This is a genomic window from Streptomyces sp. NBC_00569 (assembly GCF_036345255.1).
Classification (GTDB): domain Bacteria; phylum Actinomycetota; class Actinomycetes; order Streptomycetales; family Streptomycetaceae; genus Streptomyces.
In genome coordinates this window covers 622,171-639,342 of the sequence record NZ_CP107783.1, presented here as the reverse complement: position 1 = coordinate 639,342, position 17,172 = coordinate 622,171, and the positions used below count along the sequence as shown (strand labels likewise).

At 70.5% G+C, this 17,172-nt stretch carries 12 protein-coding genes and 1 pseudogene; 6 read left to right on the top strand and 7 right to left on the bottom strand.

The features are described from left to right. The first annotated feature begins 19 nt into the window (after positions 1–19). Positions 20–1,393 carry a cryptochrome/photolyase family protein gene (locus OHO83_RS02955; protein WP_329431917.1) on the top strand — a complete coding sequence of 458 codons (1,374 nt, stop codon included), beginning with the start codon at positions 20–22 and terminating at the stop codon, positions 1,391–1,393. A gap of 23 nt (positions 1,394–1,416) precedes the next feature. Here OHO83_RS02955 and OHO83_RS02950 read toward each other — a convergent pair whose 3' ends face one another. Together OHO83_RS02950 and OHO83_RS02945 are read right to left on the bottom strand one after the other, a co-directional pair. Next, the gene (locus OHO83_RS02950; RefSeq protein ID WP_330278581.1) at positions 1,417–2,226 is read right to left on the bottom strand and encodes a DUF1295 domain-containing protein; all 810 of its coding nucleotides are present in this window, start codon (positions 2,224–2,226) and stop codon (positions 1,417–1,419) included. Continuing rightward, positions 2,223–3,554: a cyclopropane-fatty-acyl-phospholipid synthase family protein gene (locus OHO83_RS02945; RefSeq protein ID WP_330278580.1), complete on the bottom strand. Its 1,332-nt coding sequence runs from the start codon at positions 3,552–3,554 to the stop codon at positions 2,223–2,225. Before OHO83_RS02945 ends, OHO83_RS02950 begins: the two co-directional genes overlap by 4 nt. A gap of 393 nt (positions 3,555–3,947) precedes the next feature. Between OHO83_RS02945 and OHO83_RS02940 the strand changes: the two are divergent. Then, positions 3,948–4,980, top strand: a pseudogene (locus OHO83_RS02940) (RNA-guided endonuclease InsQ/TnpB family protein). A 13-nt stretch (positions 4,981–4,993) separates the two neighbouring features. On the opposite strand, the gene OHO83_RS02935 reads toward OHO83_RS02940, so the two are convergent. Next, positions 4,994–5,701: a DUF1365 domain-containing protein gene (locus tag OHO83_RS02935; RefSeq protein ID WP_405633995.1), complete on the bottom strand. Its 708-nt coding sequence runs from the start codon at positions 5,699–5,701 to the stop codon at positions 4,994–4,996. A gap of 86 nt (positions 5,702–5,787) precedes the next feature. Further along, positions 5,788–7,062: an NAD(P)/FAD-dependent oxidoreductase gene (locus OHO83_RS02930; protein WP_330278579.1), complete on the bottom strand. Its 1,275-nt coding sequence runs from the start codon at positions 7,060–7,062 to the stop codon at positions 5,788–5,790. Positions 7,063–7,296: 234 nt separating this feature from the next. Here OHO83_RS02930 and OHO83_RS02925 point away from each other — a divergent pair, with 234 nt between their 5' ends. Together OHO83_RS02925 and OHO83_RS02920 are read left to right on the top strand one after the other, a co-directional pair. Beyond that, positions 7,297–7,881 carry a sigma-70 family RNA polymerase sigma factor gene (locus OHO83_RS02925; RefSeq protein WP_330278578.1) on the top strand — a complete coding sequence of 195 codons (585 nt, stop codon included), beginning with the start codon at positions 7,297–7,299 and terminating at the stop codon, positions 7,879–7,881. Continuing rightward, complete coding sequence (locus OHO83_RS02920) at positions 7,878–8,630, top strand: anti-sigma factor (protein WP_330278577.1); 753 nt, start codon at positions 7,878–7,880, stop codon at positions 8,628–8,630. The genes OHO83_RS02925 and OHO83_RS02920 overlap by 4 nt, the downstream gene beginning before the upstream one ends. A 240-nt stretch (positions 8,631–8,870) precedes the next feature. On the opposite strand, the gene OHO83_RS02915 is transcribed toward OHO83_RS02920, so the two are convergent. Next, on the bottom strand, positions 8,871–9,335 hold the full coding sequence (locus OHO83_RS02915) for a GNAT family N-acetyltransferase (RefSeq protein WP_330278576.1): 465 nt from the start codon (positions 9,333–9,335) through the stop codon (positions 8,871–8,873). A 283-nt stretch (positions 9,336–9,618) separates the two neighbouring features. Between OHO83_RS02915 and OHO83_RS02910 the strand changes: the two genes are divergently transcribed. Then, on the top strand, positions 9,619–10,065 hold the full coding sequence (locus OHO83_RS02910; protein WP_266679235.1) for a PaaI family thioesterase: 447 nt from the start codon (positions 9,619–9,621) through the stop codon (positions 10,063–10,065). Positions 10,066–10,296: 231 nt separating this feature from the next. Here the strand turns inward: OHO83_RS02910 and OHO83_RS02905 are convergent, their stop codons facing one another. Together OHO83_RS02905 and OHO83_RS02900 are read right to left on the bottom strand one after the other, a co-directional pair. Then, positions 10,297–10,935, bottom strand: coding sequence for a response regulator (locus OHO83_RS02905; RefSeq protein ID WP_266679237.1), 639 nt, complete (start codon positions 10,933–10,935; stop codon positions 10,297–10,299). After that, entirely contained in the window at positions 10,932–15,164 is a 4,233-nt protein-coding gene (locus tag OHO83_RS02900; RefSeq protein ID WP_405633994.1) for a HAMP domain-containing protein, read from the bottom strand. Before OHO83_RS02900 ends, OHO83_RS02905 begins: the two co-directional genes overlap by 4 nt. A 234-nt stretch (positions 15,165–15,398) precedes the next feature. Here OHO83_RS02900 and OHO83_RS02895 point away from each other — a divergent pair, with 234 nt between their 5' ends. Next, positions 15,399–17,171, top strand: coding sequence for a SpoIIE family protein phosphatase (locus OHO83_RS02895; protein ID WP_405633993.1), 1,773 nt, complete (start codon positions 15,399–15,401; stop codon positions 17,169–17,171). Position 17,172: the final 1 nt, after the last annotated feature.

Below are 17,172 nucleotides of genomic sequence, written 5' to 3'. Positions count from 1 at the left end.
CCCGTCCTGGGGCCGCTGCGTGAGCGTCTCGATCGTGCTGTTCACGTCCGACCTCCGCGTGCACGACCACCCGCCTCTACGGGCGGCGCTCCGCACGTCGAGTGAGGTGGTGCCGCTGTTCGTACGGGACACGGGGATCGCGTCCGCCGGGTATGTGGCGCCCAACCGGGAAGCGTTCCTCGCGGACTGCCTGGGTGACCTCGACGCGGCGCTGCGCGCGTGCGGCGGGCGCCTCGTGGTGCGGTCGGGGGACGTGGCCGATGCCGTGGCCGGCGTCGCGGCCGAGACCGGCGCGGACGCGGTACACATGGCGGGCGGCGTCAGCGCGTACGCGCAGCGGCGTGAGGAGCGGCTGAGGAACGCCCTGGAGGCGCAGGGGCGGAGGCTGATCGTCCACGACGCGGTCGTGACCGCGGTGGCGCCGGGCGCCGTCACTCCGGCGTCGTCGGACCACTTCGCCGTGTTCACCCCGTACTTCCGGCGCTGGTCGGAGCAGCGTCTGCGCGACGTCCTCGCGGCGCCGCGATCGATCCGGGTCCCGGACGGCGTGGCCACGGAGGGGACGCCGTCACGCGCGCGGGTCTCCGGGACCTCGCCGGGCCTCGCGACGGGCGGGGAGAGGACGGGCCGCAAACAGCTGACCGCATGGCTACGGCGTGGCGTCGCAGATTACGGGGACAGGCACGACGACCTGCCCGGCGACGCGACGTCACGCCTGTCGCCCCACCTGCACTTCGGCACGCTCTCCCCGGTCGAAATCATCCATCGCGCGCGTGGAGCCGGTGGTCCCGGCGCCGACGCGTTCGTACGCCAGCTCGCCTGGCGCGACTTCCACCACCAGGTCCTCGCCGCGCGCCCGGCCGCCGCGGCGCACGACTACCGCACCCGCCACGACCGTTGGCGCTCCGGACGAGCGGCGGCCCGGGACATCGAGGCGTGGCGCGAGGGGCGCACGGGCTGTCCGGTGATCGACGCGGCCATGCGGCAACTGAGCCACGAGGGCTGGATGCACAACCGTGGCCGCCTCCTGACCGCGAGCTTCCTCACGAAGACGCTGTACGTGGACTGGCGCGTCGGCGCCCGTCACTTCCTGGACCTCCTCGTCGACGGCGACATCGCGAACAACCAGCTCAATTGGCAGTGGATGGCGGGGACCGGCACCGACTCGCGCCCCAACCGTGTCCTCAACCCCGTGACGCAGGCGAAGCGTTACGACCCGGACGGCGCGTACGTGCGCCGCTGGGTCCCGGAACTCGCGGGTCTCGCCGGGTCCGCCGTGCACGAGCCGTGGAAGCAGCCCCGAACCGAGCGCGAGAAGTACGCGTACCCGGACCCGATCGTCGAACTCGCCGAAGGGCTCGAACGGTTCAGGCGGGCACGCGGACGGGACTGAGTCCTCTCGACGCGGGGTCCGTGTCAGGGTCCCCGTTTCGGCGGGCGAGGGAAGAATCCACTCGTGCGGGCGGCGTACGCGGCGTATCCGGGGCGCTCGGCCATGTGCCGTTCCAGGAGCGGCTTTCCGCTGCCCCTGAGCAGCAGGAAGCTCATCGTGAGCGGGGAGACCACGGCGACGGCGGCCGCGGCAGCCCCCGCGTCGCAGGCGACGAGGAAGACGCCCCACCACACGCAGAAGTCACCGAAGTAGTTCGGGTGCCGTGTGAGCCTCCACAGACCGCGGTCCATGACGCGTCCCCGGTGGGCCGGGTCGGACTTGAAGCGGGCGAGCTGATGGTCACCGACCGCCTCGAAGAAGAGTCCCACCGCCCAGAGCGCGGCTCCGGCCACCGCGAAGGCGGACAGGGGCCGTGTGCCGTACTGCGCTGCCTGGACCGGCAGCGACACCAGCCAGACCAGGGCGCCTTGGAGCAGATAGACGACGCGCAGGGCGTACAGGTCGCGGTTGCCGCGGGCTCTGGCGAGCAGTGCCTCGTAACGCGGGTCCTCGCCGTGGCCGCGGCCTCGCCGTGCGATGTGCAGCGCGAGCCGCAGGCCCCACACCCCCGTGAGCACGCTGACCAGCAGGCGCCGTCCCGGGTCGCCGTCGCCGGCCGACATCACGTAGGACACGAGAGCGACGGCCGTGAAGCCGACGCCCCAGGCCACGTCAACGATCCGGTGCAGACCCGTGCGCAGGGCGACGGCGAAGGTGACCGCCATGACGAAGAGCGCCGCGCCCGCGGCCGGTGCGAGGTTCCCGGCGAAGGCGGCCCACTCGAACCCGTTCACCGTCCACCACCACCCGGCCGGGGAACGGTCGCCGAACCCCCGCGGTGGCCGTCCTTCGTGAACAGGTACTGCTGGACGTCCAGGTAGCCCGCACGGAACCCCGCCTCGGAGTACGCGAGGTAGAAGGTCCACATGCGGCGGAACATGTCGTCGAAGCCGAGCTCTGCGACCTCGTCGGCGCGCTCGGTGAACCGTTCGCGCCACAGCCGCAACGTCTCGGCGTAGTGGGCGCCGAAGCCGTCGCGGCGGGCGGTGCGCAGGCCGGTGCGGTCGCGGACCGTCTCCTCGATCGCTTCCACGGAGGGCAGCTGACCGCCGGGGAAGATGTACTTGTGGATCCAGGTGAACGTGCCACGGCTCGCGAGCATCCGGTCGTGCGGCATGGTGATGGCCTGGAGGGCGGCGCGGCCGCCCGGCGCGAGCCGTTCGTCGAGCGTCCTGAAGTAGACGGGCCAGAACTCCACGCCCACCGCCTCGACCATCTCGACACTCACCACGGCGTCGTACGTTCCCTGGGCCTCCCGGTAGTCGCACAGCTCCACGGAGACCCGGTCGGCCGCCCCCGCGGCGCGGATGCGCTCACGCGCCAGGTCACGCTGTTCGGCGGAGAGAGTGAGCGTGGTGACGCGGGCGCCACGCCTGGCGGCCCTGATCGCCAGCTCGCCCCAGCCGGTGCCGATCTCCAGCAGGCGGGTGCCGGAGGTGACTTCGGCGAGGTCGAGCAGGCGGTCGATCTTGGCGTGCTGTGCCGCTTCGAGGTGCCGCCAGGTCGCGGGGAATCCGCGGAAGACGGCGGAGGAGTAGCTGAGCGATGCGTCGAGGAACAGGGCGAACAGGTCGTTCGACAGGTCGTAGTGGCGGCTGATGTTGTCGCGGGCACCGACCGGGGTGTTGCGCTGGGCGGCCGGCTGCCGTGGTGCCCAGACTCCGCGCAGCCGCTGAAGGGGGCGGGGGATCAGTTCGGCGGCGTGGCCGGCGAGCACGCTCAGGGCGGCCACGAGGTCGGGGGCGTCCCACTCCCCGGCCATGTAGGACTCACCGAAGCCGACGAGGCCGTTCACTCCGATGCGGCGGTAGAAGGCCTCCGGGTCATGGATCCTCAAAAGGGGCCCGCCCCGGCCGAGTCGACTGCTGTCCGCGAGTCGCACATGCATCGGGAGGCGGTCAAGCGCGCCGCGCACGACGGCCTGGGAGACGGCGGTTCTCGCGCGCGAGGACGGGGGCGGCGACGCGACGTCCGGCCATCGGGTCGCGTCCACGGCCGCGTCCACGGCCGTGCTGTCGGCCCGCCGCTCGGCGTTGCCGCGGTGGGTCACCGGGAAGTTCATCGTTTCTCCTTCGTGGATACGCCCGGCTTTAGCCGGGGGAGGAAATGAAGCTCCCGCGTGAGCGGGCAGGGAAAGCAGATTCGCTGCCAGGGGCGGATCGGCATACACCGAAACCGCTGGCGAGGGACACCACAAAGAGCAAATGGGGCTCAACTGTCAGTCCTCCCAGGTAGGTTCCGATGCGTGACGACAGAAGCGACCACGCAGGCGGCCGGCCATTGCCGGTACACCTACCGCGTGCGTCTGTCGGCGTCGGCCCGCACTGCGCTCGAAGCTGAGTGGGACCGGGCGCGTTGGGTGTGGAATGAGTGCGTCGCCAAGTCCAAGGCCGTCCACGCGCACAACCAGGCGACCGGCGAGAAGACGACGTGTGGGCCGGTCCAGCTCGCGGCGATGCTGACCGAGGCCCGATCGCGCACGCCGTGGCTGGCCGATGGTGCCTGCGTTCCTCAGCAGCAGCTGATACGCGACTTCGGCAAGTCGCGCGCGAAGGCCCTCAAGGACATCAAGGCGCGGTTGCCGATGCGGCAGCGGGCCGGGATGCCGAAGTACAAGAAGTAGCGTGAAGCGCTGCCCACACTCGAATACACCAAGCGAGGGTTCCGCCTCAAGGACGGCCGTCTGCATCTGGCCGGCCACATCGTGGTGCGGCCGGTGTGGTCGCGCGAGCTGCCCAAGCCTCCCTCGTCGGTGCGTGTGTACCGCGATGCGGTGGGGCACTGGTGGGCGTCCTTCGACGTCCCCGCACAGACTGAGAAGCTGCCCGCAACCGGTCGCGTGATCGGCATCGACTGGGGCGTCAAGGAGACCGCGACCACCACATCCGACGACCACGACCTTCCCCACTCCCAGCACGGGCGGACAGCCGCGCAAAGACTTGCCCGCTATCAGCGGATGATGGCCCGGCGCCGCCCTGCGAAGGGACAGGCCGGATCGAAGGGATACCGCGAGGCAAAGCGGCAGAGGGCGAAACTGCAACGCAAGGTCGCGGCCCAGCGGCAGGACACCGGCCGCAAGTGGGCCAAGAAGGTCGTCCGCGACCACGACGCCTTGGCCATCGAGGACTTCAAGCCGAAGTTCCTCGCGAAGTCGACCATGGCCAGGAAGGCGGCAGATGCCGCGATCGGCGCCACCAAGGCGGCGCTTGTCGAGATGGCCAGGAAGCACGGCCGGACCGTCCATCTGGTACACCCCGCGCACACCACGACGGACTTCGCGCAGTGCGGAGCGAGAACCAAGCACGCACTACCTCTTTCCGAACGAACGTATACCTGCACCGCATGCGGAGCCGTCTCACCGAGAGACAAGAACTCCGCCCGCGTGATGCTGGTCCGGGCTGGTCTTCCACCCGGCTAGTGCTGATCGTGTAAGACCTGCACCCCCGCCGGGGGGCAGGCGACGTGAGCTAGGAATCCCCCTCGTTTGACAGGGGGGAGGAGTCAATCCATGCCTTTCTGTACGCGGTGTCGGGGGCGGGGCTGCAAGGGCAGCCCCTTCAGATACAGGCGGATGCCTTGCGCTCGGATGGCGGTCGAGACGGCGAGCGTGGGCCACGGGTGCCGCAGCGCGGCGCGGACCAGCGCTCCCGAGGTGGCTTCGAGCCGGCGGCCCCGGACGGTCGCCGTGAACGGCCGCCCGTCCGCCCGCTCCAGATGCACGGCGAGATCGAGCCGCTCCCCGGGCAGGGGAAGACGCATCCGGTACTGCCCGTCGACGGGGAAGAACGGCGAGACGTAGAACTCTTTGTCCACGCGGAATTCCTCGTGGAACCCTTCGCGGAGCGCCTCGTCCGGGCTCAGCAGGTAGCAGTGCCGTTCGCCGTACGTGTTGTGGACCTCGGCCACCACACAGCGCAGTTCGCCGTCCCGGTCGTGGCACCAGAAGAGGCTGAGCGGGTTGAAGACGTGACCCAGGACGCGGGCCTGAGCGAGCATGACGACGGACCCGGTCGGGGGCGCGACACCGTGCGCGGCCAGGAATTTCTCCAGGCCCGCCCGGATCGTGGGCCCCGTTCCGCCGAAGTGGTCCCGCGCCTCGAAGCGGGCCAGGGGACGCAGCGGGGCGGGGAGACGGGGAGGGCGGTCCACATCGATCAGCCACAGGTAGGTGCGGTGCCGCACCACGTGGCGCCTGGGTGCGGAGCGCACGTGTGTGACCAGGCACGGATACAGCGCGGGCGCAGGGCCGGGCGGGAGAACATCTGCCGGGGCGGACGAGGACCGGGGGGCGGGGATCACCAGACCACCCCCAGCGCCGCGGCCGCCGCCGCGCCGGAGCGGCAGCCGTCCTCGTGGAAGCCCCAGCCGTGATAGGCCCCCGCATAGGCGGTGCGCGGCCCGCTGAGGGCGGGGAGACGCTGCTGGGCGGCCACCGACTGCGGGGTGAGGACCGGATGTTCGTACGTCATGCGGGCCAGCACCCGGCCTGGGTCGACGCGGCCCTCGCCACCGAGGGTGACGACGAAGGTCTCGGGTGCGGTGAGGCGCTGCAGACGGTTCATGTCGTAGCTGACGCGGACCCGGTCGGCCGCGACGTCGCAGGTCGGCATGAGGTAGTTCCAGGCGGCGCGCGCCCTCGCCGCTTTGGGCAGGACGCCGGTGTCGGTGTGGAGGACGGTGCTGTTGCGCGAGTAGCGGAAGGCGCCGAGGACGCGGCTCTCCTCGGGAGTGGGGTCGGCGAGGAGGCGCAGGGCCTGGTCGGGGTGGGTGGCGATGACGACGGAGTCGTACGCCGTCGTCAGGCCGTCCTCGGTCGTGAGTTCGACGCCGTCGGGGTGCCGGCGCACGGACCGTACGGGCGTGGCGGTGTGGACGGCGCCCAGCTGCTTCACGACGCGGTCGACGTAGCTGCGTGAGCCGCCGGTCACCGTGCGCCAGACCGGCGAGCCGGTGACCGACAGCAGACCGTGGTGCGCCAGGAACCGGAACAGGTAACGCGCCGGAGCGCGCCGGGCCGTGGCGGCGTCGCAGGACCAGACGGCGGCGACGAGGGGCGTCATGAAGTGGGCGACGAAGTACGCGGAGAAGCGGCCCCGGGTCAGGAACTCGCCGAGAGTGAGGGCGTCGTCGCCGCTCTCGGCCAGCAGTCGGCGAGCGGCCCGGTGGAAGGCGGGCACTTCGGCCAGCATGCGCAGATAGCGCCCGCGCGCCACGTTGCGCGGCTGGGCGAGCAGGCCCGAAGGCCCCAGGGCCCCGGCGTACTCCAGGCCGCACCCTTCGCACCGTACCGACATGCTCATCTCCGACTCCTGCGTGGCGACGCCGAGTTCGCGGAAGAGCCGCAGCAGGTTCGGGTAGGTGCGGCGGTTGTGGACGATGAACCCCGAGTCGACCCGGTGCAGGCTGCCGTCGGCCGAGGGCACGTCGTGGGTGTGCGCGTGACCGCCGGTCCTGTCGTCGGCCTCGTACATCACCACGTCGTGGCGACGCGCAAGGACGTGTGCGGCGGTGAGACCCGCCACGCCGCTCCCCACGACCGCCGTCCGTATGCCCTGTGCCGCACGCGTCACGATCCACTCCTCATGCTCCGCGCCTCCGCTCGACTGCCCGCTCGGAGGACTCATGGGTAATCCGGAGCCGAGGCGGGGACGGATTGGCCGAGATGTTCGCCGCGGCACCGGCGACACAGGACATGGATGCGGAGCGCGTACCGCGTGGAAAACTCGTCCGCATCAGCACCAATCCGTCGGCGCCCTTGCTACGCATTACCGGTGTCCCGCCGTTCCCTCCCGGAAGATCGCCACGTGAACCGAATCGCACCCCTTGGGCCGTCACCCGCGCCGGAGCCCGATCTCCAGGCGCTCATGGGCCGGACCGCAAAGGGCAGCCATGAGGCCTTCGCCGCCGTGTACGACCGGGTGGCCGGGCCGGTCTTCGGAGTGGTGCGCAGCGTGCTGCGCGACCACGCGCAGTCCGAGGAGGTGGCCCAGGAGGTCCTGATCGAGGTGTGGCGCAGCGCCGCCCGCTACCGCCCGGACCGCGGTACGGCCATGAACTGGGTACTCACGCTCGCCCACCGGCGGGCCATCGACAGGGTCCGATCGGTCGAGGCCTCCGCCGCCAGGGAGCGGCAGGCCGCCATGCTGGAGCGCACCCCCGAGTTCGACGAGGTGACCGAGCAGGTGGAGCACCGCCTCGAACGCGAACAGGTACGCCGCTGTCTGCGCGGCCTCACGGAGCTCCAGCGTCAGTCCGTGACGCTGGCCTACTACCGCGGACTCACGTACCGGGAAGTGGCCGAGCTGCTCGCGCTGCCTCTCGGCACGGTCAAGACGCGACTGCGGGACGGTCTGATCCGTCTGCGCGACTGCCTGGGGGTGAACGCATGACGAACGCCGATGTCCACACGCTGACGGGTGCCTACGTGCTCCACGCGCTGTCCGACGACGAGCTGGCCGCGTTCGAGCGTCACCTCGGGGTCTGCGAGGCCTGCACCCAGGAAGTCGCCGAACTGACAGCGACAGCAGGCCGGTTGGGGCTCGCAGTGAGTGAGGCCCCGCCGCCCGAGCTCAAGGCCCGGGTGATGGGACGGATCCCCAATGTCCGCCAGGAGTCGCCGCTCCCGAAGCGGCCCTCGCGGGGCGGCGGTAACCCGGCGCGGGGCCGCCGTGCGTCGCGCTGGGCACTCGCCGCGTGCCTCGCGGCCGCCGCCGGGTTCGGCGGCATCGCGGTGTGGCAGCACGAGGAGGCACGGGACGCGCGGGCCGAGGCCGGCGCGGAGCAACGGCGGTCGGCGGAGCTCGCGGCAGTCCTGGGGGCGCCCGACGCCAAGGCCGGCAGCGCGCGCCTCGGCGGCGGTGCGAGCGCCACGGTGGTCGTCTCCAAGAGCCGCGACAAGGCGGCGTTCGTGTCGGCCGGGCTGGCCACGCCGCCGTCCGGCAAGGTCTACCAGCTGTGGTTCGCCGACGGCGACACGATGCGTCCGGCCGGCCTGCTCGACCCCGCCTCGCGGGCGCAGGCCGTCCTCCTGGACGGCCCCGTCGCCAAGGCGTCCGGTATGGGCATCACGGTCGAACCGGCGGGCGGATCGCCCAAACCCACCTCCGCGCCGGTGGCCCTGATGAACTTCCCTGCCTGAGCGTCCACGGCACCGGCGAGGCATGGGAATGCCTCGCCGCGGAAGTTCTCCCCCGATCGTGTGGGAGACCGATCCTCACCGGGTCGCCGCTCCGAATGGCCGGGGTGAGTACAGACGGGGAGACGCGAGACGCCGCGGCGGCGATGCTTCGGTCAAGCGCCGGCGCGGCCTCGCCTCGGGTGAGGCCGTCGGCTGATCACGCACACGGCTGACCGCATGGTCGCGCAGCGCGGGACCGCGTCACCCTTCACTCTTCTTCGAGGCCTGTTCCAGCTTCTTGAACATGTGGACATCCTCGGCGCCGCCCGGGATTCCCAGGGTCCGGCCGGTCTCGACATATCCGTGGCGCTGGTAGAACTCCGGTGCCTGGAAGGTGAAGGACGACACGCAGGCGCGGTCGCAGCCTCGCCGGCGCGCCTCCGCCTCCGCGGCCAGGAGGATCTTCGATCCCCACCCGTCCTTACGGCTCCTCTCACGGATCCACAGCATCTCGATGCCGAGCAGCCCGGCCCACGTCCAGCCGGAAAGGCCCCCGAGCAGCTCACCGGCCTCGTCGACCACCTTCACCGACAGCGAACTCTGATCTGCGGCAGTGGTTCCGGTGGCGGGGAAGTTGACCTCGTCCAGGCCCTGCGACAGGCGCTCGTTGAGCTCGGAGTCGCGCTGCCCGATGCTCAGCGTCTCGCGGGTCTGATCATGTGTCATGCGGCGGAGTCTGACACATGTGCCGTGTGACGAGTCCGGCGGCCGCTCGGGTGAAAGGCCGGCCGCCTCGTTGCGGGTGTGGCATGCATCAGGTGTCTGGTGCCCGCATTCTTCTGCGATCTCCGTCGTCCCGTCCCGGGTCGCTCTTGCGACTGGCTCGTCCCGTCGGCCGCTGCTGATCGCCACACGCAGGGGAAGGTGCGGGGCCGATGGGGGAGACGGACAGGGGGAATGTGCACGGCAGGAGAAATCCCGACAGAACTCTCGACCTGGGAGGTGTGCGATGACAGGACGATCCGGGCCGTTCTGGGATGCCGTGGAGGGGCGCGCCCCGCTGCCCCGGGCGGCGGCCACGCTGGGGATGGAGGTCCTCGACGCGGACGGCGACAGCGGCACCGTCGAGCTGGCCTTCACCGCGACCGAGGACTTCACCAACCCGGCCGGGAACGTGCTGGGCGCATTTCTCGCGGCCATGCTCTACGACACCGTCGGTCCCGCGCTCCTGGCCACGCTCGAACCGGACCAGTTCCAGTCCACGCTGGAGCTCCACACGCGTTTCCTGAGGCCCGTCCGCCCGGGCCGGATCATCGGCAAGGGGCGTGTGGTGCACCGGGCGGGCGACATCGCCTTCTTGGAAGCCGGCCTCACCGACTCCGACGGGGTGGTCATCGCCACCGCCGATGCCACGGCCCGCGTCATCCCCCTCGGCCAAGCGCCGACGTCGGCGTGATCCGCTGGTGCACCGGATCCGTGTCGTGAACTGATCACATGCTCTGACTGTCACGGTTCGCTCGCGCGGGGTGCCTCGATGGGCATCCGACGAGAGGAGCCGGGCTTGAAGCCGCTGGACCCGGAGGAAGAGCTGGAGGCCGCCGAGCAGGCGCCGGCCGACGTGTCCTGAGCCGACGCGGGGCTCTGCCGGGCGGTTCGCCGCGTCCGGCAGGGCGCGCCGGGCCTGCACCTACTGGTCCCGGCTTTCCACGAGCCGTCCAACCGCCCTTTCGAGTACGGCGATCCGGTCGGCGAGGTCCGCCGCATCGAGGGCGTCCGTACCCTCCCGCTCGCGCAGCAGGCTTTGCACCTGGGCCAGTTGGTGTTCCACTTCGACGAGGCGGTGCTGTTCCTCGGCGGGTTTCGTGGGCACGTCGACCGCCAGTAGGCGTGTCAGCTGCTCCGCCTGCTCGGCAAGTTGACGGTTCTTGCGGTGCAGCTCCAGGAAGACGTTGACCTTGGTCCGCAGCAGCCAGGGGTCGAACGGCTTGATCAGGAAGTCCGCCGCGCCGACCGTGTAGCCGCGATACGCGTAGTTCGGGTCGACCGCCGCCCCGGTCAGCAGGATGATCGGGATGTCCTTGGTCTGGTCGAGGCCCTTGATGTTGGCGGCGGTCTCGAAGCCGTTCATGCCCGGCATCAGGACGTCGATGAGCGCGACGGCGAACTCCTGCCGAAGCATCGCCTTGAGCGCCGCCTCGCCCGAGTGTGCGCGCACCACGCGGGCGAGTGAGCCGAGCACGGCTTCGAGCGCGACCAGGTTCTCCTCCATGTCGTCCACGATGAGGATGCTGGAGGCGTCCGCCGCCGCTCCCTGCGGCGCCGTCACTGTGCCCGCCCCGGGGTGTCGTCGCCGGACGTGGGCGAAGGCGATTGCGAGGGGGTGTGCGGGTCGAGCAGCCGGCAGATCACCGACAAAAGCCGGTCGACGTCCACCGGCTTGGGGATGTAGTCGTTCGCGCCGCTCTCGATGGCCTTTTCGCGGTCGCCGGGCATGGCCTTGGCGGTCAGTGCGATGACCGGCAGGTTCGCGAACCGGGGTGTGCGCCGCATCGCCGCGATCATCTCGTAACCATCCATCTCGGGCATCATGATGTCCATCAGGACCAGGGACACGTCGGGTGTCCGGTCGAGGACCTCCAGGCCCTCGCGGCCGTTCTCGGCGTATTTGACGGTGATACCGACGCGGCCCAGCACATGGGTGAGCGCGAACACGTTCCGGATGTCGTCGTCGACGATCAGGATGCGGCGGTTGGCCAGCACCCCGGCGGTGCTGCCGGTCAGCCATTCCTTGAGCCGGGTCGTCTCCGGCCAGCTCGCGTGCTCGTCCATGAGGTCGGCGACGTCCACGGAGGCACGGGTTGCCGTGCGGGGCACGGACGCCGGGTCGGTGAACACGTCGATCTCCGCGGGGGTCTCTGCGCGGGCCGTGGGCCGACGGGCCGGCGAGCCCGGCCCGGAGATGGCCTGCACTTCGCCGGCCGTGGGGAGCGGTTCCACCGCGGGGGTCGTGTAGTGCACAGGGACGTAGAGGGTGAAGGTGGAGCCGACGCCCGGCTCGCTCTCGGCCGTGATCCTGCCGCCGAGCAGGGCCGCCATGTCACGGCTGATGGAGAGGCCGAGGCCGGTGCCGCCGTACTTGCGGTTGGTGGCGCCGTCGGACTGCTGGAACGCCTCGAAGATCCCGCTGAGCAGCTCCGGCTGGATGCCGATTCCGGTGTCCTTGACGGAGAGGGCGATGATTTCGTCCGCGTCGCGCAGTGTCTCCTCCTCGAAGTCCGCGGGCGTCGCGCGCTCGACGAGCAGTTCCACCCCGCCGGACGAGGTGAACTTCACCGCGTTCGAGAGAAGGTTGCGCAGGATCTGCTGGAGGCGCTGCTCGTCGGAGTAGAGCTCGAGGGGGACGTCCTCGCCGACCTTGATGTCGAACGACAGGCCCCGGTCTCCGGAGAGCGGCTGGAACGTCGCCCGCACATAGTCGAGCAGTTTGTTCAGCGGCAGCTTCTTGGGGTGCACATCCATCCGGCCCGCCTCGATCTTCGACAGGTCGAGAATGTCGTTGATCAGTTGCAGCAGGTCGGAGCCCGCCTGGTGAATGGTGACGGCGAACTCCACCTCCTCCGTGGAGAGCCGGCCGGAGGGATTGTCGGCGAGAAGCCGGGACAGTACGAGGAGCGAGTTGAGGGGTGTGCGCAACTCGTGCGACATGTTCGCCAGGAACTCGGACTTGTACTGGGAGGACGTGGCGAGCAGCGCCGCCTTCTCCTCCAGTTCGGCGTTGGTGGTCTGCAACTCGTCGGAGCGCTGGCGCAGTTCGGCGGTGAGGCGCTGCGACTCGGAAAGGAGCGACTCGGTACGGGAGTTGGCGATGATGGTGTTGATGGAAACGCCGATGGTGTTCACGAACTGGTCGACGAAGGCGAGGTGGACCTCGCTGAAGCGACTGAACGAGGCGAGTTCGATCACGCCGAGCACCCGGTCCTCGAAGAGGATCGGCAGGATGACGACGCTGGCCGGCGGCGCGGCGCCGAGGCCGGAGCTGATGGTGATGTAGTCCGGGGGGACCGCGTCGACGAGGATCCGCCGTTTCTCCGCGGCGGCCTGGGAGATGAGACCCCAGCCGGGCGCGCCGAGGCTGAGCCGGGGGCGTGGCCTGTGGTCTTCTTCCTGGCCGGTGCCGTAACCGGCCAGGAGCTCGAGGTCCTCGCCCGGTTCCGCAGCTGCCTCGGCCAGGAAGAACGCACCGTACTGGGCGTTCACCAGAGGGGTCAGCTCGCGCAGGATCAGGTCGGCGACCTCGACCAGGTCGCGGTGGCCCTGCATGAGTCCCGCGATACGGGTCAGGTTGGACTCCAGCCAGTCCTTGGCCCGGGTCGTCTCACGGAGGTTCGCCACCATGAGGTTGATGTTGTCCTTGAGGGTGGCGACCTCGCCCTGGGCCTCCACGGAGATGGAGCCGGACATGTCTCCCTGTGTGACGGCGCTGGCGACCTCGGCGATGGCGCGCACCTGGGTGGTCAGGTTCAGGGCCAGGTCGTTGACGCTGGTGGTCAGGCGCTTCCACGTCCCGTAGACGCCCTCCACGCGGGCCTGGCCGCCCAGCTGCCCCTCGGAGCCGACCTCACGGGCCACACGTGTGACCTCGGAGGCGAACGAGGACAGCGTGTCGACCATCGTGTTGATCGTGGTCTTGAGTTCCAGGATCTCGCCGCGGGCGTCGACGTCGATCTTCTTCGACAGGTCACCGCGCGCGACGGCGGTGGCGACCTGGGCGATGTTGCGGACCTGGGAGGTGAGGTTGTCGGCCATGAAGTTCACGTTGTCGGTGAGGTTCTCCCAGACCCCGGAGGCGCCGTGGACCTGGGCGCGGCCGCCGAGCCGCCCCTCGGTGCCGACCTCGCGGGCCACGCGGGTCACCTCGTCCGCGAACGCCCTCAGCTGCTGGACCATCGAGTTGATGGTGTCCTTGAGCTCCAGGATCTCGCCACGGGCGTCGACGTCGATCTTCTTCGACAGGTCTCCGTTGGCGACGGCGGTGGTGACCTGGGCGATGTTGCGGACCTGGGAGGTCAGGTTGAGCGCCATGAAGTTCACGTTGTCGGTGAGGTCCTTCCAGACCCCGGACGCGCCCCTGACCTGGGCCTGGCCGCCCAGGTTGCCCTCGGTGCCGACCTCGCGGGCCACACGCGTGACCTCGTCGGCGAAGGCGGAGAGCTGGTCGACCATCGTGTTGATCGTCGACTTCAGCTCGAGGATCTCTCCCTTGGCCTCCACGGTGATCGTCTTGCCGAGGTCGCCCTCGGCGACGGCGGTGGCGACCTGAGCGATGTTGCGGACCTGCGACGTGAGGTTGTCGGCCATGAAGTTGACGCTCTCGGTGAGGTCCTTCCAGACCCCGGACACGCCCCTGACCTGGGCGCGGCCGCCGAGCTGGCCCTCGGTGCCGACCTCGCGGGCCACACGCGTGACCTCGTCGGCGAAGGCGGAGAGCTGGTCGACCATCGTGTTGATCGTCGACTTCAGCTGAAGGATCTCGCCCCGCGCGTCGACGGTGATCTTCTGGCTCAGGTCTCCGTTGGCGACGGCGGTGGTGACCTGGGCGATGTTGCGGACCTGGGAGGTCAGGTTCGACGCCATGAAGTTCACGTTGTCGGTGAGGTCTTTCCAGACCCCGGACACGCCCCTGACCTGGGCGCGGCCGCCGAGCTGGCCCTCGGTGCCGACCTCGCGGGCGACCCTGGTGACCTCGTCGGCGAACGCCCGCAGCTGGTCCACCATCGTGTTGACGGTGAGCTTCAGCTCCAGCAGCTCTCCCGTGGCCTCGACGGTCACCTGCTGCGTCAGGTCGCCGCGGGCCACGGCGGTCGTCACCACCGCGATGTCCCGCACCTGCGCCGTCAGCCGCGACGCCATGGTGTTGACCGCCTCGGTCACGTGGAGCCAGTCTCCGGACAGGCCCTGCGCCTTCGCACGGCCCCCCAGACGCCCCTCGGTGCCGACCTCGCGGGCGACCCGGGTCACCTCTCCGGTGAACAGCGAGAGCTGGTCCACCATGCGGTTCACGCCGATGCCGAGGCGGCGCAGGTCGCCGCGGAGCTGGCGGCTTCCGTCGTGCAGATCGACGTGCTGGGTCAGATCGCCGTCCGCGACGGCGTCGAGGACCCGGGTGGCCTTGGCGACGGGGCCCACCAGCGCCTCGATCGCCGTGTTGGCTGCCTCGACGTTCGTCGTCCAGGTGCCTGCCCCGGGACTCGCCGAGATGCGCTCGTCCAGCCGGCCCCGCCGGATGATCTCGTGCCGGACGCGCTGGAGCTCCGTGGCGAGGTGGTCGTTCCGCGCGATGATCTGGTTGAGGACCGCGCCCATCTCGGCGACGACCGGGTCCTTGGGGGCCGCTTCGCCCTCTTCCGGTGAACCGTCCGCGCGCGCCGTGAAATCGCCTTCGCACAGGGCCCTCATCGTGGCGAGAAGCGGGCGCAGCTCACTCGTACGGACCCATTGTCCGGAGTCCGTCGTGGTGGGGCCGGCCACGTCGGGCCGAGTCGTGTCCATGGTCATGAACCACCCTCCGCCCGGAGTTCGTCGTGCACACCAGCGGCCTGTTTGCGCATGTTTGTCATATTATAAGGGGCGCGAAAATACTTCTCCCGCCAGCTGTTGGCGCACACAGGGGGCGTCGTGATCCCGTTGCCCGCACACTCGGCTGATTTCGTGTGCAGCAAGGAGTTGCCGGCGAACCAGCTCGCGTCCGCACAGGCGCGACGATTCCTGCGTGACGTGCTATCGGGCCGGATGACGTCCACCGCGACGCCGCCCGGCCAGGACCCGATCCCCGCTCCCGGGACGGTCCCGCAGGGGCTTGTCGACAACGCCGTTCTGCTGGTCAGCGAGCTGGTCACCAACGCCGTCGTGTACGCCGGCACCGACATCGACGTCGTCTGCCGCCTGGAGCGGCACCCGAATGCCGGAATGGCCGTCGTCGTCGAGGTCGCGGACCGCCACCCCTCCAGAGGCGTACGAGGCGCGGCGGACGCCCGGCACGGTGAGCCCGGCTACGGCCTCCAGCTGGTGAGCGCGCTCTCCCAGGCCTGGGGCGTGACCTACCGCCGGTCGGAGAAGCGGGTGTGGTTCCGGCTCGAGTCCTCCTCGACGGAGCCGGGACACCCTGCCGCCGACGCCACCCCGGCCCGTACCGGCGAGACCGGTGCACCCGGGACCGTACCGGCCGCGCCCGATGACGCGAGGCCGCCGAACCACCCCGCGCGCAGCCACGGGTACGCCGCCGAATGGGTGGACCACAGCGGCCCCTCGTTCCTCGCCGAGACCAGTGAGCTCCTGGCCGGGCAGCTGGACCAGGGCATGGTCGCGGCCCTCGCGGCCCAGCTGCTCGTACCCCGCCTGGCCGACTGGTGCGGCATCTGGCTGCGGACCCAGGGGGGAGGGCTGCAGCTCGCCCGGGTCTGGCACGTCGACGAGCGGCGCATCGTGCCGTTGCGCGAGGAACTGGGGCGGATCCCGCCGTCCGCCGGCATCCGCGCCGGCGGCACGCCCTGGCCCTGGCCGGAGAGCGGCGGGTCCGACCGTGCGGGCGGGTCGGCATTCGCCTTCCCGCTCACCGTCCGTGACTCCGACGTGGGCGTACTCCTGCTCGGCCGGACGGGGCAGCTGCACATGACCGACGCGGTGGTGCGAATGGTGGACGACGTGGCCCGCCGCGTGGCGCAGGCCGTGTACACGGCCCGCCAGTACACGAGACAGACGACCATCAGCGTCGCGCTCCAGCGCAGGCAGCTGCCGACGAGCCTGGCCCGCATCGCGGGAATCGACAGCGCGATCGTGTACGAGCCGCACGGCGAGGGCCAGACCGTCGGCGGCGACTTCTACGACATCTTCCCGAAGGGCGAGGGACGCTGGTGCTTCCTGCTCGGGGACGTGCAGGGGAAGGACCCGGAGGCGATGTCCGTCACCGGCCTCGCCCGGCATCTGGTGCGTCTCCTGGCGCGCGAAGGCCACGGCGTCGAATCGGTGCTCGACCGGCTGAACACCGCCATGGCGGAGGAGAGCGCGGAAGCACTCACGGACGAGGGCGAGCAGGCGGCCACCCGGTTCCTGAGCCTGCTGTACGGGGAGCTGGCCGTCGAACCGGGCGTGGCGGGAGCCCGCTGCCGGGTCGCCAGCGCCGGCCACCCCCCGCCCCTCCATCTGTTCACCGACGGCAGAGTGGAACCGGCTTGCGAGCCGCGGATGCTGCTCGGTATCGACGAGGGCGCCGAATTCCGTGCCAGCACCTTCCATCTCGCGCCCGGCGAAACGCTGCTGTGTGTGACCGACGGCGTCACCGAACGACGCCGAGGCAACTGGCAGTTGGACGACGACGACGGCCTCGCGGATGTGCTCCGCCAGGGCATGGGACTCGGTGCCAAGGCGCTCGCGGAGCATGTGCGGCGAGCGGCACACGACTTCGGGACGGGCCCGGTCGAGGACGACCTGTCGGTACTGGTGCTCCAGGCGCCGGCGGTCGACGCGCGCACGAGCCACGCTCCGGAGCCGCCACCCTGCGGCTGAC